Source organism: Variovorax sp. WDL1, assembly GCF_001541225.1.
Lineage (GTDB): Bacteria > Pseudomonadota > Gammaproteobacteria > Burkholderiales > Burkholderiaceae_C > Variovorax.
Map to the genome: position 1 here is coordinate 25,739 of NZ_LMTS01000025.1, position 24,694 is coordinate 50,432.

General features: G+C 62.9%; 24 protein-coding genes and 1 tRNA gene. 5 read left to right on the forward strand and 20 right to left on the reverse strand.

The genetic code is table 11. The features are described 5' to 3' along the window. Positions 1-6: 6 nt before the first annotated feature. Positions 7-432: a protein-export chaperone SecB gene (locus tag APY03_RS02380; protein ID WP_068673496.1), complete on the reverse strand. Its 426-nt coding sequence runs from the start codon at positions 430-432 to the stop codon at positions 7-9. Between the two features lie 51 nt (positions 433-483). After that, positions 484-846, reverse strand: a complete 363-nt coding sequence (locus tag APY03_RS02385) for a hypothetical protein (RefSeq protein WP_068673498.1) — start codon at positions 844-846, stop codon at positions 484-486. Positions 847-969: 123 nt separating this feature from the next. Between APY03_RS02385 and APY03_RS02390 the strand changes: the two genes are divergently transcribed. The 4 genes from APY03_RS02390 (at position 970) to APY03_RS02405 (ending at position 4,253) form a co-directional block, all read left to right on the forward strand. Beyond that, a complete protein-coding gene (locus APY03_RS02390) occupies positions 970-2,487 on the forward strand; it encodes a GspE/PulE family protein (RefSeq protein WP_068673500.1) in 1,518 nt (505 codons plus the stop codon). Then, positions 2,488-3,663 (forward strand): type II secretion system F family protein, encoded by a 1,176-nt coding sequence (locus APY03_RS02395; protein WP_068673502.1) that lies wholly within the window; start codon positions 2,488-2,490, stop codon positions 3,661-3,663. Between the two features lie 75 nt (positions 3,664-3,738). Continuing rightward, positions 3,739-4,152, forward strand: a complete 414-nt coding sequence (locus tag APY03_RS02400) for a hypothetical protein (RefSeq protein ID WP_068673504.1) — start codon at positions 3,739-3,741, stop codon at positions 4,150-4,152. Positions 4,153-4,175: 23 nt separating this feature from the next. Next, positions 4,176-4,253, forward strand: a tRNA-Met gene (locus APY03_RS02405). Positions 4,254-4,629: 376 nt separating this feature from the next. Here APY03_RS02405 and APY03_RS02410 read toward each other — a convergent pair. The 6 genes from APY03_RS02410 to APY03_RS02435 all read right to left on the reverse strand — a co-directional run bounded on the left by APY03_RS02410 (position 4,630) and on the right by APY03_RS02435 (position 10,427). Next, positions 4,630-5,073, reverse strand: coding sequence for a hypothetical protein (locus APY03_RS02410; RefSeq protein ID WP_068673507.1), 444 nt, complete (start codon positions 5,071-5,073; stop codon positions 4,630-4,632). Positions 5,074-5,261: 188 nt separating this feature from the next. Then, positions 5,262-5,744: a hypothetical protein gene (locus tag APY03_RS02415; RefSeq protein ID WP_068673509.1), complete on the reverse strand. Its 483-nt coding sequence runs from the start codon at positions 5,742-5,744 to the stop codon at positions 5,262-5,264. A gap of 10 nt (positions 5,745-5,754) precedes the next feature. Further along, on the reverse strand, positions 5,755-6,765 hold the full coding sequence (locus tag APY03_RS02420; RefSeq protein ID WP_068673511.1) for a hypothetical protein: 1,011 nt from the start codon (positions 6,763-6,765) through the stop codon (positions 5,755-5,757). An 8-nt stretch (positions 6,766-6,773) separates the two neighbouring features. Then, on the reverse strand, positions 6,774-8,441 hold the full coding sequence (locus APY03_RS02425) for a hypothetical protein (RefSeq protein WP_068673513.1): 1,668 nt from the start codon (positions 8,439-8,441) through the stop codon (positions 6,774-6,776). 13 nt (positions 8,442-8,454) lie between these two features. After that, positions 8,455-8,916, reverse strand: a complete 462-nt coding sequence (locus APY03_RS02430) for a hypothetical protein (protein WP_068673515.1) — start codon at positions 8,914-8,916, stop codon at positions 8,455-8,457. Between the two features lie 41 nt (positions 8,917-8,957). Further along, positions 8,958-10,427: a hypothetical protein gene (locus APY03_RS02435; RefSeq protein ID WP_068673517.1), complete on the reverse strand. Its 1,470-nt coding sequence runs from the start codon at positions 10,425-10,427 to the stop codon at positions 8,958-8,960. Between the two features lie 187 nt (positions 10,428-10,614). Between APY03_RS02435 and APY03_RS02440 the strand changes: the two genes are divergently transcribed. Next, positions 10,615-10,935 carry a hypothetical protein gene (locus APY03_RS02440; RefSeq protein WP_068673519.1) on the forward strand — a complete coding sequence of 107 codons (321 nt, stop codon included), beginning with the start codon at positions 10,615-10,617 and terminating at the stop codon, positions 10,933-10,935. A 97-nt stretch (positions 10,936-11,032) separates the two neighbouring features. Here APY03_RS02440 and APY03_RS02445 read toward each other — a convergent pair whose 3' ends face one another. The 12 genes from APY03_RS02445 to APY03_RS42295 form a co-directional block, all read right to left on the reverse strand. Beyond that, entirely contained in the window at positions 11,033-11,530 is a 498-nt protein-coding gene (locus APY03_RS02445) for a dihydrofolate reductase (RefSeq protein WP_068673521.1), read from the reverse strand. A gap of 129 nt (positions 11,531-11,659) precedes the next feature. Next, positions 11,660-12,688 carry a hypothetical protein gene (locus APY03_RS02450; RefSeq protein ID WP_068673523.1) on the reverse strand — a complete coding sequence of 343 codons (1,029 nt, stop codon included), beginning with the start codon at positions 12,686-12,688 and terminating at the stop codon, positions 11,660-11,662. A 37-nt stretch (positions 12,689-12,725) separates the two neighbouring features. Continuing rightward, complete coding sequence (locus tag APY03_RS02455; protein ID WP_068673525.1) at positions 12,726-13,691, reverse strand: type II secretion system protein; 966 nt, start codon at positions 13,689-13,691, stop codon at positions 12,726-12,728. Beyond that, entirely contained in the window at positions 13,684-14,766 is a 1,083-nt protein-coding gene (locus APY03_RS02460) for a type IV pilus twitching motility protein PilT (protein WP_068673528.1), read from the reverse strand. Before APY03_RS02460 ends, APY03_RS02455 begins: the two co-directional genes overlap by 8 nt. Before the next feature lie 12 nt (positions 14,767-14,778). Further along, positions 14,779-15,732, reverse strand: coding sequence for a hypothetical protein (locus APY03_RS02465; RefSeq protein ID WP_068673530.1), 954 nt, complete (start codon positions 15,730-15,732; stop codon positions 14,779-14,781). Positions 15,733-15,755: 23 nt separating this feature from the next. Then, positions 15,756-16,358, reverse strand: a complete 603-nt coding sequence (locus APY03_RS02470) for a type II secretion system protein (protein ID WP_068673532.1) — start codon at positions 16,356-16,358, stop codon at positions 15,756-15,758. A gap of 315 nt (positions 16,359-16,673) precedes the next feature. Next, positions 16,674-17,885: a type II secretion system F family protein gene (locus APY03_RS02475; protein WP_083944114.1), complete on the reverse strand. Its 1,212-nt coding sequence runs from the start codon at positions 17,883-17,885 to the stop codon at positions 16,674-16,676. Positions 17,886-17,928: 43 nt separating this feature from the next. Further along, positions 17,929-19,905, reverse strand: a complete 1,977-nt coding sequence (locus tag APY03_RS02480) for a GspE/PulE family protein (protein ID WP_068673536.1) — start codon at positions 19,903-19,905, stop codon at positions 17,929-17,931. Between the two features lie 16 nt (positions 19,906-19,921). After that, positions 19,922-20,455 (reverse strand): hypothetical protein, encoded by a 534-nt coding sequence (locus tag APY03_RS02485; RefSeq protein ID WP_146039481.1) that lies wholly within the window; start codon positions 20,453-20,455, stop codon positions 19,922-19,924. Then, entirely contained in the window at positions 20,388-22,247 is a 1,860-nt protein-coding gene (locus APY03_RS02490) for a hypothetical protein (RefSeq protein WP_068673540.1), read from the reverse strand. The genes APY03_RS02485 and APY03_RS02490 overlap by 68 nt, the downstream gene beginning before the upstream one ends. A gap of 12 nt (positions 22,248-22,259) precedes the next feature. Continuing rightward, positions 22,260-23,825: a type II secretion system protein GspD gene (locus APY03_RS02495; protein ID WP_068673542.1), complete on the reverse strand. Its 1,566-nt coding sequence runs from the start codon at positions 23,823-23,825 to the stop codon at positions 22,260-22,262. Between the two features lie 12 nt (positions 23,826-23,837). Further along, positions 23,838-24,623, reverse strand: a complete 786-nt coding sequence (locus APY03_RS42295) for a hypothetical protein (RefSeq protein WP_198161204.1) — start codon at positions 24,621-24,623, stop codon at positions 23,838-23,840. Between the last annotated feature and the right edge of the window lie 71 nt (positions 24,624-24,694).

Genomic DNA, 24,694 nt, shown 5'->3' on the forward strand with positions numbered 1-24,694 from the left:
TTGCGTTCATTCGCCGGTTTTCTTGCGGGCAAGCGCCAGCAGTTGCTCGCCCGACAGGGGCGGCAGGGTGATGGGGCCGTAACCTGTCTGCATGGTGGCAGTGGAGATGGCGGCGCGGATGTTTCCGATGAGCAGGCCTGGAATCTGCCGCTCGAGCATGGCAGCGAGCTCTTCGTCGGTGAGGTTTGCGTGCGCAACGATGGCTTCCAGGGCGGCGCCGGCCTCGAAGCAAAGAACGCCTTCTTCATTGGTGGCCTCGACAGTCACCGACAACTCCACGCGATGGTGACCCGGGTGCTCCAGCGCCTCCGAGGTGAGCTCGACACTGACGGCGTTGCTCACCTGGCTCTTGTTCTCATAGGGGCGAACGTGCGCGGTCGCATACAGCGCCTGTACGTACTGAGCAACGATGTTGCAGGTCTTGTCTTGCACGGTGAGTCCTTCTGGTTCGATTGAGGTCGCTCGAACCTTTAGCCTCCGGGTTTAGCCGTTGTGCACTTCGGCGGCATCCTGCGCTTTGAGCTCACGAATGGACGCGTGGCTGGCGTTGCGAGCAATGCGTAGGAGCATCCCGGCGACCTCCTCCCCCTTGTTCGACAGGGCGAAGAAGCTCTCCTTGCCATGACGGTCGGTACCCCAGTCGGCCAGGCCGTGGGCGGAAAGGCGCATCGCGAGGTCCGGCTGGGTTTTCAGCTCCTTCAGGACCTGTCGTTTCAGCAGGCCGAACTCGCCTGCGTCCAACAGGACGAGCATGAAGCGCTTCTCGTCGTCAGTCATCCAGTCCAGCTCATGCGGAACCTTGGTCTGGCGAAGGATGCCAAGGTTGTCGAGCTCTACGTTTTCCATGGGGCAGCGCCTCAATTTCAGTGTGGTGTGTGTTCTTTTTAGCCTTTGAGTTTTAAACGCGCCGCCGTTTAAAGATTTAAACGCCGGACTTATACGCTCCACATGGATACGAGCTCATCATCAATGAACGACACGGCCCCCGCACCCGCGAAACGAACTGGCTTCGGTGAATACCTGATTCAGAAAGGGTACATCACGCAGCAGGTGCTGCACGCCGCCAAGGCAGAACAAGCCATCACACAGGAGCGACTCGGCCTCATCCTTTGCCGAGGTGGCTTCATCTCCAGAGCCACCCTTCTAGAGACCATTCTCGCCACCAACCCCGACATGATTCACGGGGAGTCGCTGTTCACCGCCCGCATCCCGGCCGAAGTGCTCATGGGCACCCGAACGATGGTCGTCGCGGAAGCTGGCGGCAAGCTCTACCTGGCGACGCTTGAGTCCGAACGCCAGGCTGCTGCCGAAATCAAGCCCTACTACCCCGAAGCCGAGCTCGTTTTCGTTGCGGCCGACTTCGAGAAGGTCGACTCCTACCTCGAGCAGGTGCGCGCCATGGAGCAGGACGACGACTCTCTTGTTGACAAGATTCTGCGGCGCGCCTTCGCTGACGGCGTCTCCGACTTGCACATCGTGCCGCGGTATGACTCCTACACCATCTTCAGCCGGTACCTCGGTCGCCGGGCGCACACCCACGAGGGCACGCTCGACGAGTACAACACCCTCTCTGCGCGAATCAAGGACCTTTCCCGCATGGACTTGGCCGAGCGGCGCGTCCCGCAGGATGGGGGCTTTCAGATGGAATACAACGGGAAGCTGGTCGACCTCCGGGTCTCGGCAATCCCGACCGGCAACAGCGAGTACATCGTCATCCGGTTGCTGGACCCTGACCGCGTGCAGCCTTCGCTGGACGGCCTGGGTGTCACCCGCATTTCGGAATGGCGCAAGGGCGTGTCCCGCCCGGACGGCCTGTGCCTCATCGCCGGCCCCACGGGCTCGGGCAAGACCTCGACACTGAACGCCTCCATCCGCGAGATGGACCGTTTTGGCAGCTCCATCTTCACCATGGAAGACCCTGTCGAGTACCGTATCCCGTACGTTGGCCAGGTCAACAAGAACGAAACCCTCGGCCTGGACTTCTCGCGCGGTATCCGCGCCTTCATGCGGTCTGACCCGGACGTCATCGTGGTAGGTGAAATCCGGGACGCGGAAACCGCCCGGAATGCCATCAAGGCCGGCGAAACGGGCCACCTGGTGCTGGGCACCCTGCACACGGGCTCCATCTTCGGCGTGGTCGCGCGTCTACGGGACCTGGAGGTGCCTCAGCACGAACTGCTGTACCTGCTGCGCTCCATCCTTGTGCAGCGCCTCATTCGGACTACCTGCGTGCACTGCAAGGGCGACGGGTGCCCTGCCTGCTACCACAGTGGGTATGGCGGCCGGACCGTGATTTCTGAGAGTGCCTACTTCTCGACTGAAGAAGACGTGAAGAAGCTGCTCGCCGGCGAGCGCTCATGGCCGACGATGCTCGAAGATGCCATCCTGAAGTGCCAGCAAGGCATCACGACCCGCAAGGAAGTAATCCGCGTTTTCGGTGAAGAAGCGCTGATGCTCTTCGAGAAGCTGGACAAGGGAGAAGCATAAATGCCAGTCTTCGAAGGGCGCGTAAAGCTCAAGAACAACTCAGTCAAACGGGTTGAGCTCCAGGCCCGTACGGCCGAGGAGGCGCGGCACCATCTGGGCAAGATGGGTCGCATTGTCACGGTCAAGAAGAAGGTCGGCATGGACCTCGGCCGCGGCCTCACGGTCGCTGACCGCCAAATCTTCTTTAGCCGCCTGGCAGCCATGCTGAGTTCGCGCGTGGGTACCTCCGCAGCGCTGGCCCTGCTTCGCGATACGTTCAAGGGCCGCATTCAGGAGGTCTCTGCCCGCCTGCTTGCCCAGGTGGAAGCCGGCAAGGACCTCTCGGACGCCATGGAAGCTGTCGGCGCACCAGATTTCCCAGAAGCTACTGTGGCGCTCATCAAGGCTGGCGCTCGCTCAGGCGAGACCTGGCGCGCGCTGCGCGACGCTGCCGAGTTTGAGCGCGAGCTCGTGAAGGTCAAGAAGGGTGCGGCCAAGGGCCTGGCGACCGGCATCTTCTCATTCGTCTTCGCGGGCGTCATCACGGTCGTGAGTACGCTCTACGTCGGGCCAAAAATCATGGGGTCCGACCTAATCAAGGCCGCGGGTGATTCCGTGAACATCGACTTCATCAACACCACGGCCTTTGTGGTCGGCTGCATCATGGCCGTGCTGATGGTCATAGGATTGTTCTTCTTTCTGCTTGCAGCCGTGGGCCGGCAAATCAGTCCCGTCCACGCAGACCGCTTCATCCTTAAGATTCCGTACTACAAGGACCTTATCCTTGCCAAGAACAACTTCATAGTTCTGTACGGGCTGAGCTTGCTCGTGAAGTCCGGGGTACGCACCGAAGAAGCGCTGCGCCTCTCTGCTGTAGGTGCTCCTAAGGGCGCTTTGCGCACCGACCTGATGAACGCGACTACCGCGGTAAAAACGGGGCGCAGTTGGCCCCAGGTGATGACCACATTTCATCCGACCGACAAGGCATCCCTAATGAGCGCATCGGACCGAGAACAAGTGGCCGGAACACTGGGCACGCTAGCAAATCAGTATCGTGAGCTATACGCACAGCGGCTAGCGTCGTTCGTGCCAATGCTGAACCTCATCGCTGCCCTCTTCATGTGTATTGCCGGAGGCATTCTGTTCGGCCAAGCAATCCTTCCAATGCTTATGGCCTCCGGCGGAGTATTCGGCTAAACGCGTTCCTATACGTGCAAGCAGCATCAACCCTCAAGCAACACAAGCAACCGAACCAGGTTTGGAGTCTTCAATATGTTCTCGCTCATCGTCACAATCCTAGCCATTGCTCTAGTGGCAGTGCTTGCCGTTGCCACCCTCCTCTATCTGAAGGATGCGGGCAAAGGTAGCTCGGCAGCCGCCCAAAGTGCGCGGTACCTTCAAGAGGGCAGCCAATTGGTCGGCGCACTCGAACTCTACAAGCTTCACAACGATGGCCAGATGCCCACCGGCGATGAGCAGCAAATCAAGGACACACTGCTTCAAGACGGCAAGTACCTGAAGGCATGGCCGCAGGAGTCGTGGAGGTTCTCGACCGACTACGCCTTCCGTGCCGAGGTGTCCAGCGAAGCTTGCGCAGCCGTCAACAAAAAGCTCGGGATTGAAGGCGTCCCGCAGTGCAGCGATACGGCCTATGAGGCCAAGTCTGTCTGCTGTGCTATCGACTGAAGCGCAGTCCCATCAAAGCTTACCGCGGAATGGAGAAGGCTGGCCATCTCGCCTGGCTCATTACCAGGAGACCGTAGGTTCGAATCCTACTTCCGCTACCAACTGCAAAGCGGCACGCATCGCGTGCCGCTTTCTCTTTGCGCTCGTGCCGCTGTCGCAAGGCTTGAAACACCCCTTTGCATGGCAACGTCGGGGGGGCATAAGCCAGAGGCCTTCTGAGTTGTATTGTTCTTCCTCAACGCTGGGCTTGGCCGCGAACTGCGGCGACCGGCGCGCTACCGGGCCGGTAAACGACCCGCGCGACCAGCACTATGGACATGCATAGGAGAATGCGGCCTAGCTGGCCTGCTAGTGACCGACGAGAGTCTGCAGGGTTCCCGGGACGTCAGGTGGTGTGTCAGGAGGACGCAAACGAGAAAGCGGCCCAAGGGGCCGCTTCTGTGCGCTGTACGTGTGCGGGGCATGCCCCGCATGCGATTACAGCTTGTAGGTGATGGTGTACACCGGAGTTGCAGCGCCGTCGCCCTTGCAGAAGAAGGCCTTGGCTGCTTCTTCGGCTGCGTCGGCCGGGCCGGCTTCCGGCAGGCCTGCCTTCACGTTGATGGCGTCGCACACCTTCTTGCTGGGCACGACCGAGGTTGCGAGAGTCATGTCGGCCGACGCCCAGGTGCCGGGGACTTGCGCCAGGTATGCCGGTGCTAGGTCGTCGATGGTGGCCGGGGCAGCCACGAGCGTGCCGGCTTCGACGTCGGTCTTGGCCAGTTGCGAAGCGCCATTCAGCTGCTGGCCTTCGTTGATGAACTGCGAGGCCTTGGCTTCAGCGGCACCCTTGTTAAAGGCGGTACCGCCGTAGTAGATGGTGGCGAGAGCCAGAGCAGCGACCAGAGCGATGGAGATGATGGTGATGATGAGGGAGAACATGGTGTCGAATCCTTGATGGAGTGGAAAATTCACCAGCCGGTCGGTTGACGCACATGCGTCACTCGCAGCCTGCTGATACTCCGTATAGAAAGTCGACTAAGAAACGAATATCAGTTTTTATATGGTTGAGGCCTATTTGCGTACAGCCCCAATCGGATTGAAAAGGCCCGCTAGTGCGGGCCGTTGTCTTAAGATTTGGGCAACGCCTTTGGAGGCATCAACTTCGACCCGGAGGCCGCGGGTCCCGGGTTCGCGGCCGCTGCAGCCGCGTCAGGCTTCGCCTTTGCCGCTTCTCTCATGGCCTGCGGACGGGCCACGGTCAAGCTCATCCCAGGGCGCGCACAGGCCTCTCCCATGCAGAACGACTTCATCTCGAGCTTGCACACGGTGGCTGCCAGCGTGGCGCGCTCCAACTGCTCCTTCGGGGCGTCGGAGAGTTCTTCGAAGATGATGATGTCATCGCCTTTCATGGCGACATCCCTGTAGCCCAGGCTGCGTAGAGTGCCCGCGCACGACTGTAGGTCGACGACTGCTCCGCTATAGGTCGGCGCGGGGCGTGCCTGGCTCGGGGTCACCGCAAAATAGGAGGTCAGCGCCCATGCGAACACGCCGATGGCGATGAACGTCGAGCCAGCCGCGGTGTTGAACTTGCGTTTTTGTTCTGGAGACATGTATCGGTCCTTATTGCCCGGCGGGAGTCGTAGGGGGAGCGGGAGGCGGCGTAAGGTCTGGAGCTGGCGGCGCCACCTGCGGCGGGGGCGGCGCACCGACGGGCGCAGCCTGCGTCATCCGGGCGTCCCGAATATCAAGCGCCTTCCATCGCTTGTCGGCGTACTCCACCTTTGCAACGTACGAGTTCGGCTGCAAGGACTGCAGGCGCGGCCAGCGCGAGATTGGCAGGTCGTCATAGTTCACGCGGCTCACGGCGGAGGCTACCGGTGCGTCGTACGGCTGGTATCGCGTCACCATGGAGCCCACCAGGGCAAAGAAGCCGGTCACGAAGAACACGGCGCCCAGCACCAGAAAACGAGTTCGCTGGTTCAGGGCAGGCGACATGCGCTCGCGCGGCGCCAGCCAGGCGGTCGGTTCCTTCGTGGACGATTCCGGCAGAAGAATGGCCGACAGTCCCGTGGCCTGGCGCTCCACTTCGACGAGGCGCGTGCCCGTGCGGATGGTCACCTTCGCCGGCTCGTCCGCGCGATAGGGGCCGAGGCTGTCGAAGTACTTGATGATTTGCGGCAGGTAGGCGACGCCGTCGCCGCCTTCGTGCACTTCGTAGGCGTAGCCGTCCCCGAGCTTGAAGGCGTCGTAGAAAGCCATGGCCGGCTGGTCGAAGTGCTTTTCCGCCACGCCGAGCGCGTACTCGCGGGCGTCACGCTCGCGGACCTCCGGCAGGTAGCCGATGAGGATTCGAATGGGAGCCGAGCGCAGCACGGTCGTTGGCTCGCCCGGGGACGCGGCGGTCGGGTCTTCGCTCACGGCGGACTTCATGCGGCTGCCGAAGAAGCGCTTCCTCGGCTTCATGACCGGCAGCGCGTCTGCGGCCTGGGCGGTCGCCTCCTCTGCGATGGGCTCCAGGGCCTGGCTCACCGGCTGCTCTCCCGTGGGGAGGAAGTCGCTCTCGCGCCACTCCTCATCGAACGAAGGCTCCGAAGGTTGCTTCGGGGCGGGGGATTCTTGGAGGTTGTTCATCTGCGTCCTTACTCCGCCTTGCCCGCGTTCAGGCGGCCGCCGGCCTTGCGCTTCTCGGCGGCGGTCGGGTTGGCCTTGCCGGGCGCGAGCTCGAGGTAGTCCTCCATGCCAGGCTCCGACTCCTCGACGAGCTGGCCGATGCGAACCACGCTCGAGCGCACGACGATGAACATGCTCTGGCGGTCCAGCTTCAGGGTCTGCGATTCAGCCTTGGTGCCCTGCAGGAACAGGGGTGAGCCGAAGCTGTTCGAAATAGAGTCGTAGGCCAGGCCGCCGACGACCACGGTCTGGCCGGGGCGCATGCGCAGGATATCGTTGAAGCTGCGTTCCGCCGTCGTCGGCTGGGTCAGCTTGCCGAGCTGGTTGCCCGCGGACAGCTCGTTGAAGGCAATCACGGCCTTGATGGCAAGCTTCATGTCCACCGTCACCGTGTTGGCAGCCGAGTCATAGGTCGGCGTCATTTCGACGGTGATGCCGTCGTCAGCCTTCTCCGTCTGCGTCGAGCCCAGCGCGGTGTTGTTGTTCGCGCCGGTCGATTGCGTCACGCCGATTTCCTTCACGTAGGGAATCTGGGTGAGCGACTTGAACTCGACCTTGTTGCCGGCCACCGTCTTCAGCAGGACGTTCTGCTTGGTCTCGGCGTTGCCGTACGTTTGCAGGAAGTTGAACATCCCGGAGAAGTTGAAGCGCTGCGTGAAGATGAGGCCTTGCAGAGCGCCGCCAGCGAAGCCTGCCTGGGACACTGCGCCTGCGATGCTGCCCACAGCGTTGGCTGCATCGGCGACGGCGTTGCCGGTCGTGCCCGTCGTGCCCGTCGTGCCGGTCGCTCCGGTCGTGCCGTTGGTCCCGGTTGTGCCGGTTTGTCCGTTGATGCCGGTGCCGGTCGTGGGCTGGTTCAGGTTGAGCGCTTTCTGCCAGGCCTGGATATCCTGGACGTTGCCGCCAGTCAGTGCCGCCAGCTGGAGCTTCTCCCAGTCCACGCCCTGCTTGGCGTTCTGGTTCAGGGTCACGTTCACCACCGCCACCTGCAGCGTCACGAAGGCCGAGTTGTCCGTCATGCGGCCGAGGTAGTGGCGAACCTTGCGGTACTGCGAAGGGGTGACGTCCAGCGAGGCCATGCCGGCTTGCCACGTAACCGCACGCTCCTTGATGCCAATGGCGTCCAGGCCTTTGACCAGCACCTCACCGAAGGTGTTGTCCTGGGGGACGCTCACGGCGATGCGCTCGGTGCTCGAGACAAGGACGGCGCCTTCGTTCCAGGTGAACCAGACATCCGTTGCGCGACCGATGGCGCTCAGCAGCTGGCCGAGGGTGCCGTTGAAGCGCGGCATGTAGAAGCTCTTGCCGGCGGCCTGTTCATCCGAAATCAGAATGGGAACGCCCATCTCGCCCAGCACGGCGACCACGTCCTTGACGGTTGCACCCGGCTCGAGGCTCAGCTGCACCTTGCGGTTCTTGACTTCAGGCGGGAGGGAGAACGGCGTCATGATGACGATGGACGCCTTCCCCTCCTTCACCACCGGTGCCGCGTCCCAGCCCTCCGAGATGGACATGGCCTGCTCCGCCTTCAGCGAGGTATTCGGAAGGTCCTCAGGAAAATCCTTGGGGGTGATGGTGGAGCAGCCCGCCAGCATGACGGCTGCGGCCACGGCGACGAGTCGCAGGGTCTTGTTCATTTTCAAGGGTTCCTTATTTCTTCGGGGCAGGCTTGCCGACGCTGGACGGCAGGTCGCGCGGAGTGGGCGCCGCGGGCATCGGAACCGGAGCCCCGACGGTCGCGGCGGGAGCGCCAACCTGCGCGGCCGGGTTGGAGACTCTGCGGATGAGTTCCTTGTCAGCGGCCTTCTCGAACACGTACGTGTTGGTGCCGCGGTAGATGCGCAGGCCGTTTACCGTGCCGACTCGACTTGCGTCCACTTCTTCTTCAATGGTGGGTTTGGAAAGCACGATGGGCATTGCCGGCGCAGCCGGTACGGGTGCCTGAACGACGCCCGGCGTGGCCAGCGGCATTCCCGGTTGCGACTGCTCCACCACGGGGGCCGGCTGCGCGGGCTCCACGGGGCGCGCGAAGGGATTTGGTGCGGACTGTGCGAGCGCAACGCCGGAGGCGGTGGCCAGCAGCGCCGCGACGGCAAGGTGAAGTTTTTTCATCGGTAGAGAGGGGCGAGGTTCATAGTTCTAGGCACAGGCGTTTAAACCTCGGCCGGCGGCGCAGGCGGCTTTTCTCTCGGCGTAGCTGGCTTGAGCACGCTGCCCAGCAGGTCCCCCTTCGAGATGGCGGTCCCTGCGACGGTCGCGGCGTTTGTAGAAGCCGATGGCGTGAAGAGCGTCCCGGAGATGGCAACGTCGTACATGCTGTCCTCCTTCGGGAGCTGCGTCATGTACTCCTCAGGCACGTCGATGATGATGACGCCCTTGAACTCCAGCTTGCCTGCCTTGACGTTCCACAGCGCCTCCTTGACCTCAAGCTTCGTACTCTCGTGCTTGCGCACGAGCCAACCCTTTTCGTCCAGGGCCTTCAAGAGTGCCAGGGTGAATGGCTGGAGGCGGCTGCGCTCCTTCGGATTGGGGGCAAGTGCGCCGCGCACTTCCTGTGGCAGCTTCGCGAGCACGGTGTCGCGCAGCTTGATTTCAAGCATGTAGACGCGGTTCTTCACTTTCCAGGCGACGGCCTGCACGCCCTTGGGCAAGCCGCGGCTCTGGAACGAGAGTTGCGGAAGCGCCTGGAGGAAGCCCTCCAGGATGAGGTCCGGCAACTCGAGCTTCTCCAGGGTCTGGGTCTTCTGCTCGGTCAGGGCTTCAGCCTGGGCGCCATCGGCTGCATCCAGGATTTCGCGCGCTTGCCGGTAGATGGCAGGGTCGCCGTTGACATCAGGAATCTGGCGCGGGCGGCTGTGGAACTTGACGGCCATCATCACCGCATTGCGGTCAGCTTCCGGCAGGGCCCACCACGAGGTCAGCGTACCGAGGATGCGGGAGGCCTCGCGGTCATGGTCCTTGATGGCCGTCCAGGTATCGCCACGCTTCACGTACGCCTCAATTTTCCCGAGCTCGTGGGCTGCTGCGACCACTGCCGACAGGCCAGGGTACCGGCGATGGGTCAAGGCCTTGGAGGCAAGGTTGAGGGCGTGCTCGAGAAGGCTGACCCTCACGCCTTCTCCGGGGTATGCGTCAGGGTGCGCCGAAAGCGTCCCGAGGACGTCGCCGAGCAGCACACGCTCTTTTTCCGTCATGCGCGACAGCGCCGAGTCGTCGTCGGCGCCCAAGTCCAATTCATCGCGCGGCCAGGTCTTGGGCAGCGGGAGCTCGCCGCGGGTGATAGTGACCTCGCGGAAGGAGCCCGAACCCGCTTCCCGCTCTGCCCGTTCCTTGCTCTGGCGCGCCGCCTGCGTCCATACCAGGCCCAGGCCAACAGCTCCGAACATGGCAGACCCCAACAGGATGGGAGCGGTCCAGTATGCGAGCACCGAGATTTGCACCCGCCAGGCCCCCATGATGGAGATTTCCGCCGGGACCTTCAGGTTGATGAAGGGCAGGAGCTTCTGCAGGGCGACCAAGGCCTTGTAGTTCGTCTCTGGCGAGGCCAGGGTCCACCAGACGGTGGAGAAGAGGAACCAGAACAGCAGGACGACGATGAAACTTTTAAGGAGCTTGGGGCGCATAGGTGGTGTCGGGGCTTAAAGGCGGCATCACCGTATAGCTGAATCGTTTATGTGCAGCGGTGCCTACACGTCCGAGCGATACCACTAGCCGCTTGACTGATACTGACAGTGCTCGTATAATTCGTAACACTGACAGAATTCGACTGTCACTCGTTTTAGGCCCAACCCCAACCGCCGAAGGAATCACATGACTGCAGCAGCCACCACCAAGCAACAGCCGAAAACCACGTACTTCTACAAACTGTTCCGCGTCAAGCGCAGCGACGGCCGCGTGACCACGGTTTCCCTGAACCCCCTCCTGGTCACCCAGGCCTGCCGTGCGGTTCCTGGTGGTTTGCCTTCCGTGAACAAGCTGGTGCGCGAGGCTGCCGCCCGCTTCGAAACCGGCATGTACAAGAACTGCTCCGGGTACGTGAGCAAGCAGTTGACCGCTGCTGTCGAAGTGGCGCTGGTCGAACGCCGCTCCAATCGAGTCGCCAACGATGCCATGAACGCCGTGGCCGCCTGAGCTCTAGCTCCCGCCTCGAACGCCGCCCTCGGGCGGCGTTTTGCATTTCCAGGACGCAAAAAAGCACCCGGACGTCAATCCGGGCGCTTAAGCAGGGTCAGCGGGGGTTGCGCTGCCGTCGATAGGTCTCGAAGACCAGGTTCAAGCTGCCGTCCTTGACCGCGACTTGAGCATCGAGCTGAAACACACTCGCGTCTATAGGAGGGCCGAATGCATCGGCATCTATAACGTTTGTGTCGACTTGTGTGACGTAAAGCGTATCCGCAACCCGAATCGCTCGCTCGTACAACGCCTGGCCACCGATGACGAAGACCTTGGCGGGGCGGGAGGTACCCGCCAGCGCAAGCGCGTCTTCGAGGCTGCTGCAGGCGAAGCCGCCTTCGTGCTGGAGCGGTTTGCTGGTGACCACGATGTTCAGCCGGCCTGGCAAGGGGTGCATCGGCAGCGACTCCCACGTCTTGCGCCCCATGATGACCGGGTATCCGCCGGTCAGGTCCTTGAAGTGCTTGAGGTCGGCCGGCGCGCGCCACGGCAGCGTGCCGGCTTTACCGATGGCTCGACTTCGGGCTTGCGCCCAGATGAGGCAGAGTTCCATGATTCCTTCGAGTGTCTGACGGGCTTTGGGTGCCCCGTGTAGGAATCAGCGACGCCGCACTCATAAGACAACGCCCGTTAGGGTTTGCGCAACGGGCGAGAGCAGTGTCGGCGAGCGATGTACGAGCGCTTACTGGAGGGCGACCGACGGCATGGTCTTGTTGGCGTTCGTCGTGTTCATCAAGCCGGCCGGCAGCGGGGGCGGCGGCAGCGTCGCGGCCTTGTTGGCCGGAATGGACGGCGGCAGCGCGGTCACGTTGGACCCGGGATTGAAGGAAGCACCGCCCACCGGCATGCCCGCACCCAGTAGCACGGGGTCCTTCTTGGCGTCGGACACCACGAAGCGGCCGATGGTCTGGTCGTGAACCTTGAGCGTGCGGCCGCCGACGTTGGCGCTCTGCGTGTTGATGACCTTCACCGGGCCTGCGGGGCTCATCTCGCCGTCAGCGATGGTAGCCACGTTCCCGCGGATGTCGAGCACGACCGAGTTCTTGCCACCGACCGAGATGACCGACAGCAAGGTTGCCGGAGGAATCGCCGCGGCCTGGGCGGCTTGAATCTCCGCTGCGCGACGCGCAGCAGCTTCGGCCTCTGCCTTTTCCTTGGCGAGCGCCTTTGCCGACTTCTTGACCGGCTTTGGCTCGCCAGATTGCTCCTGTGCCGAAGGCTTGGGCTGCGGCTTCATGGACTGCTCGACATCCCGCAGCTGGAGTTCTTCCTTTTTGGTCTGCGTCAATGCCTGAGCGGCTTCCACACCCTTGCGAATCGGGACGTTTTTGATTTCTGCTTCCGTGCTCGTCTGCTTCAACCGCTCTTCCAGCAGCTGGGAGCGGTAGCGCGCTACCTCGAGCTCACGCTGCAGCTGCTCGGTCGACAGCGGCTTGCCGTTGAACGGATTGACGAAGCTGCCAGCTTGGTCCGAGGAGGTGCCCGGCAATGCCACGGGGGCTTGCGAAGGCACTGCACCCAACGTGGCCACCGCGCCCGCGGTCAACGAGGACAGGGTCGGGGCTGCTGGCGCCACCGCAACTGCCGAAGCAGGGGTTGCAGCGGGCGCCGCGATGGCGGCGGGCGCATCGGGGGCCTTCGCAGGCGCCTGAGCGAACGCTACCGAGGACAAGCCAGCCAGGGCCAGGGCGAGGATGAGAGGTTTGGTCATGAGATTTTCCGTTTGCTCGCAGCTATAGCGAATGGGTTTAGTAATTGCCGACTGCCACGCGGGTCACGTAGAGGTCTACGCCAGCCGGCGCAGGGACCCGGGCCGCCAGGATTGCCGTGTAAGGCAAGATGCCCGTACCTGTCGTGGCGGGTGAGCGAACGCGCTGGCTGCCGAGCTGCTCGTCGTAGTTCGCGACGATGATGTTGTTGTTGCGCTCCCACGCGGTGAAGGCGTCACTGGCGCTCACGCCGATGTTTGCCAGTAGCGCGTCCGCGTTCGCCCAGCCGCCTTCCGTGCTGGCGACAGCGCTCGAGGCGTCATACCGCTGGCTGAAGTAGTCGCGCGTGATGTCGCGGTCCGCATAGGACAGGAAGCGCATGCTGAAGTACGCTTCATAAGATGTGGCGACGCGAGACATCCGGCGCAGCGTTTCTTTCAGCTTCGGGTACTGCACGTCGTAGCCAGAGACGGTGATGCCGACATCGTCGCCGCTGTAGTTCATCAAACCATCCGCAGCCATCCGCGTGCCCGGCGCCAAAAGGCTGTCCGAGCCCGCGGAGACGATGGAGATGTTGCGGTAGTAGAGCGTTGTGCCATCCCCGGGCTTCTGGAGTTGTCCGGAGACGAATACGCACCATGCGTTTCCGTAGCCGTCTTTCGCGGCCTGGGCCCCTGCGTCGCTGATGAGCGTATTGAGCTGGCGGAATGCGCTTGATTGCAGATTACAGTTGCCGGCGCCGTCGATGGTGCTGGTCACCAGGCCGAAGAACTGGCCGGCCGGGAGCGTCTCGGCTTCGTACGCACGCGTCTCGTACACGGCCTGAAGGCCCTGTCGAATGTCCTGCATACGGCGGTCGTTGTCGATGTTCTGCTTCAAGCCGAGCCAGGGGCCCACGGCTCCGATGACCATGAACGAGACGATGGTGATGACCGAAAGCGCGATGAGCACCTCGGGGAGCGAGAAGCCTCGCTGGCGACGGGCGCCGAGGGTTGACTTAAGCAAGGCCAAGCTCCTTTCGAAGGTTTGCGGGGTCGTAGGAGGCGTATAGCGCCTCATCTGCCGTGATGACCCCCGACCGAACGAAGTTGCGCAGCGTCGTGTTCAGGAGCACCTGGCCGAACGAGGAGCCGGTGTCCATGTGGTTGAAGATGGCGGACGTCTTGCCATCTCGGATGGCAGTCTTGATGTCGGGCGTGCAAATCATCAGCTCGGCGGCAAGCACACGGCCCTTCCCGTCCGCACGGGGAACGAGGGTCTGGGTCACGCAGCCAAGCAACGCCTGGGAGAGCACCATGTGGGCCCAGTCGCGGCGCTCGGCGCCGAACTCACTGGTGAGCCGCTCCACACTTTGGCGTGCCGAGTTGGTGTGAAGCGAGCCGAGCACCAGGTGGCCCGTGGTCGCTGCCGCCAGCGCGGTCTTGATGGTCTCAAAGTCACGCAGCTCACCGATGAGCAGAATGTCGGGGTCTTCGCGCAGGGCAGCGCGCAAGCCGTTGGAGAACGAATTGGTGTCGCGGCCAATCTGGCGCTGGTCGACGAGGCAGGACTCCGAGGTGAGAAGGTACTCCACCGGGTCTTCCAGCGTGATGATGTGGGCGGACTTTGACTCGTTCAGGAAGTCGACGGTCGATGCGAGCGTGGTGGTCTTGCCCGAGCCGGTGGCGCCCGTCACGAGCAGCAGCCCCTTCGATTGCGTAAGCAGGCGCTTCATGTAGCCGTCGGGCAGGCCAAGCTGCGCCAACGGCGGTGCCTTGTCCGGCAGGCGTCGCATTGCGACCGCCAGGCGGCGACCGTTGGTCAGATACAGGTTGCATCGGAAGCGGAACTGGCCAACCTTGATGGCGAAGTCGAGGTCCCCTGCTTTCTCCTCCAAAACACTCTGGATGTTTTCGGCGGGAACGCCGATATGCTGCTGGTGCTTCTTCAGCAGCGTCTGCATCTGGTCCCGCGTCACCTTGGACGATTCGGAGCGCACCACCTCGCCCTGGAGACGAACCCACATGGGGTCTCCTTCCTTCAGGATGATGTCGGTAACCTGCGGCTCGGCGGCGGCTTGCTGAATGAGTTCGGAGAGCATCAGAGGGGTGGTTTAGATTTGCTGGATGGCACGCATGGTCACGTAGCCCCCAAAGGGGTTGGGCGCGCGGAACACCATCGTGAAAGGCGGTTCGCTGGTCTCGCTGTCCTGCCAACTCGAGGCTTCGATGGGTGCTCCCCATCCGGACACGAGCTCATCTGAGGCCAAGCCGAGGACCAGAGGGAGATTGGTCTGGGGCACCCACGTGCTGCCGACCAGGGACACCAGCGGGCGGTACGTGTCGAGGCACTGAAGCTCGTTGATTGCTCGCAAGCTCGGGTTCGCAAGGTCAATGCTCTCGTCGGTCAGGCAGGGATTTCCGGCCACGCCCGGGCCCGACGGACCGAAAGGCGTGCGGAAGTAGTTGACCGAGATGTTCTTCTCGGCGTCCTGCAGCATGCGTGCCTTGAAGAAGGCCTGCGCCTTCAGGGCCACACGCTCCAGGCGGCGCTGCGTCTCCAGTAGGGCCGCCCGATGGATGTCGCGGGAGTCCATCGTGATGAACTGCCGGGGGCTGCACGGCAGCGACTCGTCTGTGCATGACTTGAATTCGCCAGTCGCGGCGAAGCTCGCCAGGTCGGGAGGATTCGTCTCGTCCGTCTCGCTTGGATAGAAGAGCACAATACGCCGGTAGAGCAACCCCGACTCGCCAGGCAGTAGGTTCGACATGGCGCCACTCAGCCCGTGCCGTACGGGGATGTTGGCGCCTGCGAAGATGTCTCCGAACGTGACGCCGTTTCCGGCCGACGGATTGTCCAGCTCGGTCGCGTGCTGCTGGTACAGGCCCATGACCTGGGTCTTGTACTGCTCGAGCAGGGCCTGCATCTTGGCGGGGCGTCGATTGGCTTCCTCGCGAGTAAGCAGGCCGGAGTAGCCCAGAACGATGGACAGGGCCACCACGCTCGCCATCAAGACGAACACGAGCAGGCCGAAGCCCTCTTGGCGCACGGGCCGCAGCCTGCTCATGATGGCGTCCTTCCCGGCTTGGATTAGCGGGTTTCGTCGAACAGGATGTCGAACGTGCCCGGGGTGTCCGAGGACAGGTTCACGTCGGTGCGGCACTTGTCCGTGGAAAAGTCGCCCTTCGATTCCGGGTTGCCGTTGCACTCGTTCAGGCCTTGGCGCACGACGTCGACCGGAACGTTCGAGAAGCGCACGTAGTAGCGCTTCCACGTGGTCCCGCTGATGACGACCGATTCGGGCGCATCAGGGAACGATGCAGTGACTTCAGAGCCAAGCTTGTCGAACTTGATGGCGCCCGTGGTGGTATCCGTCGGGTACTTGGCCATGTAGGCACTCGTCCAGTTGGTACCGAAGGTGCGCGCGCAGTAGTTGTTCGCGGGAACCGCGGCGGCGACGGGGTCGAACAGAGCCTTTGCGTTCTTGACGTAGCAGCCGGTGTCGAGCTTCAGCTTGATGTTGGCTTCGCCAATCTGCTTGCCCAGGTTCAGCATGGCCTGTGCCTTCGTGCGCGCGCCGTCGAATGCGCTGGCCGCAAGCAAGGCCATGATGGTGAGAATCGTAAGCACGACCAGCGCTTCGATGAGGGAGAAGCCGCGCTGGCGCAGCGAACGATTGCGGGGGGTTTTCATGGAGGGTAATCCTTAGACCGATGTAGGCCTGTGGTGTAGGGAAGAACTTTTATGCATCCGCAATCACGGGCTATCAGGCCCGCACGCTGGAGCACCTTTGCACTCGCCTCGCGCTCTCACGCAGGACTCGCACCTGACGTCTAGCAACCACGCCTCAGAAATCAGGGCAAGCTGGCCGCTTTTTTGCAATAGCTGCTCGAAACACGCCCTCATGCGCAGCGCACGGACAAAGGCCCCAACGAGGGGCCTTGACAAAGCTCACGATAAGGCGCGGGATGTCTACTTGACAGTGCTATTAGGCTGAAACCTATGGCGTTATAGGTTCGACATTACCGAGGCCATCATGGGATAGTAGGTCATCACAAAGACCAGCAGCAGGCCCAAGCCGACGAACAACACCGACAGCAACTTGACGTTTTCTTGCAGCAGGTCGGTCATCACTCGAACGTCTTCCTCGAGGTTCTTGGCCATCTCTGTCATGCCCTGCACGATGGAGCCCGAGGACACTGCGGCCTTGATACCGTTCATGACGACCGGCGGGAACCCCGCATTGGTCACGGCGTCGTCCAGCGGCCGGCCCGCGTCGATGAGCTTGCCCATCTTGTGAAAGGCGCGCTTGGAGTCCAGACGCTTTGCCGAGTCGCCAACGATGACCGCCGCCTCTTTCGCAGGAATCGCCGCGTCATAGAGCAGCACGAAGCTGTTCCAAAGTGCGGCGTGGTCCGACTTCACGGATAGCGTACGCAGCGACTCGATGCGGTCGAGCATGTCCTTGAAGGTCTGCGACCTCAGGAAGTATGCGATGCCTGCGAAGGCGCCGAAGTACAAGCACGACGAGATAACCGTCGTGGTCGTGTGTCGGGGCAGCCCACCATTGAACAACTTCACGAATTCAAAGTAGTTGGCGATGAAGGGCGAGAAGCTCAACCGCAGTCCGGTCTGCTTCAGGAAGGTCAACGTCATCGGGGCCATGAATACGATGGCAGCCCAGATGAAGAGAACCATGAAGACCGCCATCACCTTCGGGATGCGGAACGTCGAGCTCACCGAGCGACGGATGGCATCCGTGCGCTGGATTTCCTCGCCTAGCGAGATGAAGGACGTGGCCGCCTTGCCCGCCTCGGCGGTCGACTTGATGGAAAGGCAATCCCGGCGGGGAAACCCGGCGGCCAGCATTGCCTGGTGCTCGGACTGACCGTCAATCATCGCCTGCCGCATAATCATCACGGCCTGACGCAGGCGCGGGTCGCTCACATAGTCGATGGCCGACTCAAGGCCATCGCCCAACGATTTGCCGTTCTGGATGCGGCGGCCCAGCGTGATGTAGAAGCGGGCAAGCTCCTGGGTGTCGAACTCTTTGCTGAAGACGCCCTTGATGGTGCCTCCAGCGTTGAGCGTCACGCGCAGTGGCTTGAAGCCAGCCCGCTTGAGACGAGCGTAAGCGAGCGGCTTGCTGGCTGCGTGCACCATCCCGTTGAGGACCATCCCCCGCCCGTTCTTAGCCGTGTAGTTGTATGCGCGTTCCATTGAGTCGAAAGCCGATGTGTTGGTTGACGTCTAGCGCTGTGGCTTAAACGCTCTTGTTGGCAACGCGTTCGAGTTCCTCGCGACTGGTGATGCCCTGGGCAACGAGCCCCAGGCCGCAGGCCCACATCGACTTGCTCTCAGGAAGGCCCGCCCGCGCCACAGCGGTGGGCGTTGCGCCCTGCTCTACCAGCTCACGCACCGCTGGGGACATTTCGAGAAGCTCATAGACCATCCGGCGCCCACGGAATCCGGTGAAGTTGCAGTGAGGGCAGCCCCGGCCGGCGCGGCGAGGATTCTTCGCCATGTTCCCGAGGTAGCTCGCGTCTGCCAGCAGTTCGTGCGTTTCGACCGTGTCGTCGGGCACGGCGCAGGCGTCGCACAGCGTCTGGACCAGCCGCTGCGCCAGGATGCCCAGCAAGGAGGCGCCCAGCAGATTCGAGTCGACCTGCAGTGCCTTCAGGCGCGCCAGAGCCGACACCGCGCTGTTCGTGTGCAGCGTGGCGAACACCAAGTGGCCAGTATTGGCCGCATCCATACAGATGGATGCGACTTCCTTGTCCCGGACTTCGCCCACCAGAATCACGTCGGGCGCGTTCCGAAGGAGCGCCTTGAGCCAGACGTTGTACTCGTCCCCTTCGTTCGATGCGTCCTTGCGCACTTCGAATTGCAGCCAGAGCCCGTGCTTGTACTCAATTGGGTTTTCGATGGACTGGATGCTGCGCTCGACGGCATCGATGTCCTTTAGCAGCGCGTAGAGGGAGGTGGTCTTCCCTGAGCCGGTCGGGCCCGTCACCAGGAAGAATCCTGTGGCTGTGCGGGACACGCGAGACAGCGCCTTGCGGGTTTGGTCGTCGAAGGGCAGCCGAGACAGGTCCGTGGCGGCGGAGTTCTTGTCAAGAATCCGGATGACGGCACTGTTGATGCCGCGGGACTGGGCAAGCTCCAGGCGGAAGCCGAAGCGCGATGCGATGTCGTGGTGTTCCTTCTTGTCCTCGTCGGTGAACTCGACGACGGTTTCCTTCGGACGCAGCCGCAGCTCTTCCGCCTTGGTGTTGTCCTGGACCATCTTGGTCAGCAACCGCTTGTACATCGAGATGTCGATGGTGCGAAATATTTGGCCGACACCGTTCACCTTCAGGCGCACGATGCCCACGTGTTCCGACTGGTACAGGTAGAGGTCGGAGGCACCGGAATAGCACGCATGGCGCAGCAACGAGAAGTAGATGGTGCGAATCAACCCAAGGGTCGAGTCGTCTTCGTCCTGACGCCGCGAGAGGGCGCTCTTCTCTGTGTACTCCTTGACCGCCAGGTCGAAGGCCTCAGCCGTGTTTGCGAAGAACTTCCGATAGACGTTCTGGATGGTGTGCTCGCTGGCCACCACCACCTCTGCGCGAGACTCCTGGTAGAAGGAGTTCAGTGCAGCGTTGACAGTGTCGGCGTCGGGGACAGCGACCATCAGCGTACCGTCCGGCCGGCGACCGACCGGGACGAACTTCTTGAAGTCCGTCAATTCGAGGCCAGCGAGGTCCTCTGCCTTGATGTCGTCGACCTTCTCGGCACCGAAGTACTCGAAGCCTGTCTGCAGGCTCACGGCCTCGGCCACGCGCTCCCCGGTGAGAAAGCCGAAGTCGCGCATGATTTGCGCTAGGGACTCCTTGGTTTCGCTCGCGCGGTTGAGCGCGATGTCGACGTGCGACTGCTTGACACCCATGCCCAGCAGAATCTTCTCCAGCGACTTCTTGGAGAAGATTTCGTCCGTGCGTGGCGCATGTTGGGGGCGCAATGCCACCGCTCGGCCAGTCTCGAGCGCCGGTAGGGGCAGCACTTGTGCGGTGTTCACGACCACGGGTTCAGCGGCGCGAACCGTGCGCGCGGGAGCCTCCTCGCGCGACGAGGCCGGAGGCACGACGTGCTCGGGCTCCCGGGGGCGCGAGGCGGCGTGCGCCGGCCTGGCGGGGGAGAGTACGGACGTCTTGCTGCGCGAGCCGGAGAGGAAGTCGAAGGGAGAGGGTTTTGCCATGGTTTCTGGTTTCGGCTCAGGGAGCGGGGGTCAGGTCGCCGTAGACGCGAAGCCCGAGTTCGTAGGCCTGGTCCTGGACCTTCAGGTGCACGACGCTCAGCGGATGTGCCTGCATGTCCTTGATGTAGCGCAGCAGGCCCAGGTAGTCCGAGTAGGTGCCGCGAATATTGACCCGCATGCTCTGCACCTTGGTGCCAGGAATGACTTCGGTGAGCGTGTCCAGCGGCGACATGCTGCCGCTCGCGGCAAACTTGCCCGGCGCGACGGACGCCACAGTGACTGCGTGAGGCAGCCGACGGTTGTAGACGTCAAGCATCACCGCGGTGACCGCGTCCTGGAGCGACTTCGAAGACGTGTCGGGCGTGAGTTGACTGCTGAGCTCCTGATGGGCGCGCTCGGCTTCCTTCGCGGCGCGTTGCACGGATGCGAGGCGCGATTTTGCGGACTCGGCCTCCTGCGACCACTGCTTGACGTAGTAGCCGCTAGTCGCTGCGATAGCGACCAGCGCTACCAACAGGAGTTTCGCAGTTGACTGTGACTTGGATGACATTGACACCTCCGCTCACCCCGGGCATTGTTTTCGTGCACTCTTCTGGAGGGGTGAGCTTCAGAAGCTGTTGAATCTCTTCGTTTCGCAGTTCGCTGAGCGCGCTGGGCTTGTTGTTCACGAAGCCGCCAGTGGTCAGGGGCATCGACACCACATAGGTTTCGCGCGCAGCGGTCGCATCGACCACCAAGGTGGAGCGAGGAGCCCAAATCGCAGCTGCACGTTCTGAGAGACGAGCAATATCTAGCGACTGGCTTTTGCCAAAACTGACCAGTGAGCTTGCAATCAGCGTCTGGTTCTTTCGGTCGAAGGCATCTGCCTTCTTCTGAGAAAACGAAATGGACGACTTCGTACTGGCCAAGCCGGTCTTGAGCACCGCGGCATAACCGGCGGTACCGATGGCCGCAGCGGCAGCGACCATGACGGCGCCATTCAAGAGCGAACTGACAGAGATGCCGTTCCACTCGGCCTCAGCCGGGTAGAGCTGGAGCTCGCCAGACTGCGCGACCAGGTCCGCATTGGAGAGCTGGACCGTCTGCGAATCCGGGCTCAGGCCGCGTGCCGACTGGAACTGCGCCAGGGTGAAGGCCAGGTTCGTAGGATTGAACGTGACCTGAGGCGCGCTGAACTCGCCGTCCACGCTGCGGTAGTAGAGGATTGCAACCTTGCGGCCGCTCTCCGCATCTTCCAGCAGGATGAAGACGATGTGGGCGCCCTTCGGCACCTCGCGGCGAACCATCGCACGCTCCACCAGCAGCAGGCCTGGGCCGACGCGCATGGACAGCTCTTCCAGCCGCTCCACCGATGTCGCGTAGATGGCCCCCAGTTGCTTGGCAGCGTTAATGATGCGCACCGACTCGCCAACGCCTTCGGAGAGCGCCAGGTCGCTGCCCTGCCGGTAGGTCGTCTTCGGGCCCACCGCGAAGCGGACGTCCTGTGCGGTGAGGCTTGCCGCTTCCTTCACGTCGCCTTCAGGCACATCGAGCAGGCCTTGCGCCGAGACATGGAAGCACGCGCGGGTGCCGTCCTCACGTGCGAGTACCAGGTGGAAGGCGCCCCTTGATTGGCGGACCTTTCGGGGCGCTTGGGGCTGTTTGGCGGGCTTTGCCGGCCTGCCGGCGCTGTCGCCCTTCTCTGCCGACCTTTCGGCTTTCGCAGGGGCGCCACCCTCAGAGCTCGTGGAGGCCTTTGGAGGCTTGGCCCCGCCGGCCTTCTTGCCGCCGAAACCAAAAAACGACTTCTTAGTTGCGCCTGGTAGAGCCGCGGCCACCGTCGCCGGTTCCTTCTTGTTGGCGAAGCGCGCCTGAAGGCTCGTACGCGCAGCGGATTGCGCCACCTCAGAATCAGTTCGGTCTGCGCCCCTTTCCGAGGGAGCCGCGGGTGCCTGAGGCGCAGCGTCCGGTTGACCCCCCCCCTCGGCCACCACCGGCGGTTCTGCTTCGAACGTTTCCTCGACGGGCTTCCGAGCCGCTGCGGCCTTCAACTTCAGGCCCAGGCCCGCAGGCTTCGTGGGCTCCTCAAAGGCCGGGCCAGGCGAGCTCGTCGGCTTGGTGTCCGTGAACGGCACATCCAGCGCAGGCTCGACGCGCACGGAGGCGTCCACCACCTCCTTCGGGTTGCGAATGAAGAGCCCCCGGCTGCCGTCGTCCGAGCCGCGCAGCGGCACGAGCACCTCAGAAACGCTCTCCGCACCGTCGGCGGTCTTCGACTTGGCGACGAAGAGCGAGAAGTCCTTGTCCGGCGGAGGGACCGCCTTCAGCCCCTCCGGCGTTTTCTTCCTGATGTTAAGAAGCATGCGGCGCCCCTGTTAGAGCGATTCGCTCATGATGATGTCGTTGTCGGTCGGAGGAATCACGTTGGCGCGCAGCAGGATGACGACCTCCTTCGAGGTGCTCTTCTGGCCGGTCGTAGACGCGATGCTCGTGTCCTTCACGTCCTTGTTGTAGCGAATACCGCCCAGAATCAGCGTCTTGCCGCTTTCGGCCACAACGCGCATGTAGGTCTGCTTGTTTGACTGCGTTGGGGCCGTCAGCGTGCCGTTCAGGAAGTTCGAAAACGAACCGACCGACGACAGCACCGGCAGCAAGGTGATTTGCACCGAGCTCTTGTTCACGACCGAAGGCACCGCCGAGAAGCTCACGCCGTCGATGGCGAACGAGACGGAGCCAGACACCGTCGGCGCGCCGGTGGAGCCGCCCGTCGTGGTGTTGTTCGTCTGCTGGACGCTGCCCAAGTAAGGAATCTGCGTACCGTCGAAGTACGTCGCCGGGTTGTTGTTCAGCGACACGAGCTTCGGCTGCGACACGATGTTGACATCGGTGAACTGCATCAGCGAATTGATGATGGCAGCCGAGCTGGCGGTCGTGCGGTAGCCGCCGAGGCTTCCCTGGGCTGCGGCCGACGCGGCGGAGCCAATGAGCGAGCTCATGTCGCCGCCGGCGGCCTTGACCGCAGCGGAGGCGAGGTCGGAGCTGCCCCCGGCAAACATGCCGCGGCTGGCGCCGTTCAGCACGCGGCCCCACTGGATGCCGAGGCTGAAGTCCTTGGTGAGTGAGACCTCGATGACCGAGGCTTCGATTTCCACCTGGGTCATGGCGTCGCGCGCGAAGTTCTTGATGAAGTCGCTCATGCGGCGTAGCGCCTGGGCGTTGCCCTTCACGGACACCACGCCCTGGTCCGTCACCAGCACCTCGGCATTCTTGCCGGCCATGTCGGACATGAACTTAATCAGCGCCTTGCCGTCGGTTCCTTCCTTGCCGGCGATGGTGAATTCGGCCTTCAGCGAAGTTCCGCCGGCGCTGCCGCCACCGCCGCTGCCGCCCGAGGCACCGCTCGTCGAGGCGGAGGAATTCGCGGGGTCACCGCCCACGTTGTACTGGGCCTGCAGGCTCTTGAAGACGGCCGAAGGAAGGCGGAAGTTGTAGGTGGCGTTCTCCGCGATGTACAGCGTACGGTTGTCGCGGTCGAAGACTGCGGCGTAACCCGCAAGGAACGCGGTGGTGCGGATGGCGTCTTCGCTGAAGGAGCCGTTGAAGTCCACGGTCACCTTGCGCATGGGGTCGACGCCCTCGCCGTAGGCGACGGAGTAGCCGAGCTTCTTCGACAGCTCGCTCACCAGAGGCGCGAACGGCGTGCTGGCCGCCTTCACGTAGACGTCGCCACGCTTGGCAGGGGCTTCCGTGCGACGGAAATCGTTCAGCGGCTCGGTGATTTCGCGCACGCTTCCGCTGGCCCCCTGCTTCACGAAGTCCTTCACGGCGGCGGCAGCGCGTGCGTCCGTGATGTCCTTGGCCTGCTGCTGCGTAGCGAAGGGCGTCGCGCAGCCCGAGATGAGGGTGGCAACTGCAGCAGCGATGAGAAGTCGTTTCGACATGAATGGTGCTCCTTAGAAGTCGAGTGCCGCGTCAGCAGGCCGAACGACGATGTGTGACTCTTGTTTGTAGATGTCTGCCGACACGCCAAGCGGCGGCAGGACGTTGGCGAGGACCTCGCGAACCGAGGCACCCTTGTAGGTAAGCGACCGCTTGGCCTCAAAGCCGCCGTCGACCTTCCATTCCATGGTGTAGCCGTTGGTACGGGCGAACCGGACGATGGCGACCTCCAGCGGTTCACCTTCGTTGACCACGAGTTCAAGTGCGGCGACTGCGGCAACCGGTGAATCCGTGGCGCTCGGCGCGCCAGCTGCAACCGGCTGCGCGCCTGTACCTCCGAGGACCTGACCGACCACGCTGCCGCCAGCAACGACGTGAGTCCCGGCGGGGTCTGTATTCCCGGGCGCCGCAGGCAAGATAGCCTTGGCTGCGAGGTTCGGATAATCGCTACCCGATTGGGCGACCGCCATCAGGACGCCTTGTCCTGTCGGGATGTCAAGCGACACAGGCGAATAGACGCCCATGGCCTTCTTGAGGAGCGTCATGTCTTCTTCGGCCGAGTTGCCGAGCAACGTGACAGGACCGCGTAGGGTCATCTCCGGCGCTGCCCAGACCAGGCGAAGGTGGAAGCGGTTCGCGATGCTTTGCGCGACGGAGCGCGCCGAAGGCTTGTTCAGCGCGACGGCCTGCGTGTAGACGAAATCTTCCGTGTCACCGATGCGGGCTCCGGGAGACGGCAGAAGTGTGGTCGGAGCGGCATTCAATGCTTCGGTCATCTGGGCGGCAAGCGCGATGTTCACGGGGGGCTCTGCTTGGGCGACGGCGACCGGCGCCTCGGGGGAGCGGGCAGCCGCAACAACGGCAGGGGGGG

Coding starts and splice junctions, on each gene's coding strand:
- APY03_RS02385 (WP_068673498.1), bottom strand. CDS start 846: ATGGAAAACGTAGAGCTCGACAACCTTGGCATCCTTCGCCAGACCAAG.
- APY03_RS02390 (WP_068673500.1), top strand. CDS start 970: ATGAACGACACGGCCCCCGCACCCGCGAAACGAACTGGCTTCGGTGAA.
- APY03_RS02395 (WP_068673502.1), top strand. CDS start 2,488: ATGCCAGTCTTCGAAGGGCGCGTAAAGCTCAAGAACAACTCAGTCAAA.
- APY03_RS02400 (WP_068673504.1), top strand. CDS start 3,739: ATGTTCTCGCTCATCGTCACAATCCTAGCCATTGCTCTAGTGGCAGTG.
- APY03_RS02410 (WP_068673507.1), bottom strand. CDS start 5,073: ATGTTCTCCCTCATCATCACCATCATCTCCATCGCTCTGGTCGCTGCT.
- APY03_RS02415 (WP_068673509.1), bottom strand. CDS start 5,744: ATGTCTCCAGAACAAAAACGCAAGTTCAACACCGCGGCTGGCTCGACG.
- APY03_RS02420 (WP_068673511.1), bottom strand. CDS start 6,765: ATGAACAACCTCCAAGAATCCCCCGCCCCGAAGCAACCTTCGGAGCCT.
- APY03_RS02425 (WP_068673513.1), bottom strand. CDS start 8,441: ATGAACAAGACCCTGCGACTCGTCGCCGTGGCCGCAGCCGTCATGCTG.
- APY03_RS02430 (WP_068673515.1), bottom strand. CDS start 8,916: ATGAAAAAACTTCACCTTGCCGTCGCGGCGCTGCTGGCCACCGCCTCC.
- APY03_RS02435 (WP_068673517.1), bottom strand. CDS start 10,427: ATGCGCCCCAAGCTCCTTAAAAGTTTCATCGTCGTCCTGCTGTTCTGG.
- APY03_RS02440 (WP_068673519.1), top strand. CDS start 10,615: ATGACTGCAGCAGCCACCACCAAGCAACAGCCGAAAACCACGTACTTC.
- APY03_RS02445 (WP_068673521.1), bottom strand. CDS start 11,530: ATGGAACTCTGCCTCATCTGGGCGCAAGCCCGAAGTCGAGCCATCGGT.
- APY03_RS02450 (WP_068673523.1), bottom strand. CDS start 12,688: ATGACCAAACCTCTCATCCTCGCCCTGGCCCTGGCTGGCTTGTCCTCG.
- APY03_RS02460 (WP_068673528.1), bottom strand. CDS start 14,766: ATGCTCTCCGAACTCATTCAGCAAGCCGCCGCCGAGCCGCAGGTTACC.
- APY03_RS02465 (WP_068673530.1), bottom strand. CDS start 15,732: ATGAGCAGGCTGCGGCCCGTGCGCCAAGAGGGCTTCGGCCTGCTCGTG.
- APY03_RS02470 (WP_068673532.1), bottom strand. CDS start 16,358: ATGAAAACCCCCCGCAATCGTTCGCTGCGCCAGCGCGGCTTCTCCCTC.
- APY03_RS02475 (WP_083944114.1), bottom strand. CDS start 17,885: ATGGAACGCGCATACAACTACACGGCTAAGAACGGGCGGGGGATGGTC.
- APY03_RS02480 (WP_068673536.1), bottom strand. CDS start 19,905: ATGGCAAAACCCTCTCCCTTCGACTTCCTCTCCGGCTCGCGCAGCAAG.
- APY03_RS02485 (WP_146039481.1), bottom strand. CDS start 20,455: ATGTCATCCAAGTCACAGTCAACTGCGAAACTCCTGTTGGTAGCGCTG.
- APY03_RS02490 (WP_068673540.1), bottom strand. CDS start 22,247: ATGCTTCTTAACATCAGGAAGAAAACGCCGGAGGGGCTGAAGGCGGTC.
- APY03_RS02495 (WP_068673542.1), bottom strand. CDS start 23,825: ATGTCGAAACGACTTCTCATCGCTGCTGCAGTTGCCACCCTCATCTCG.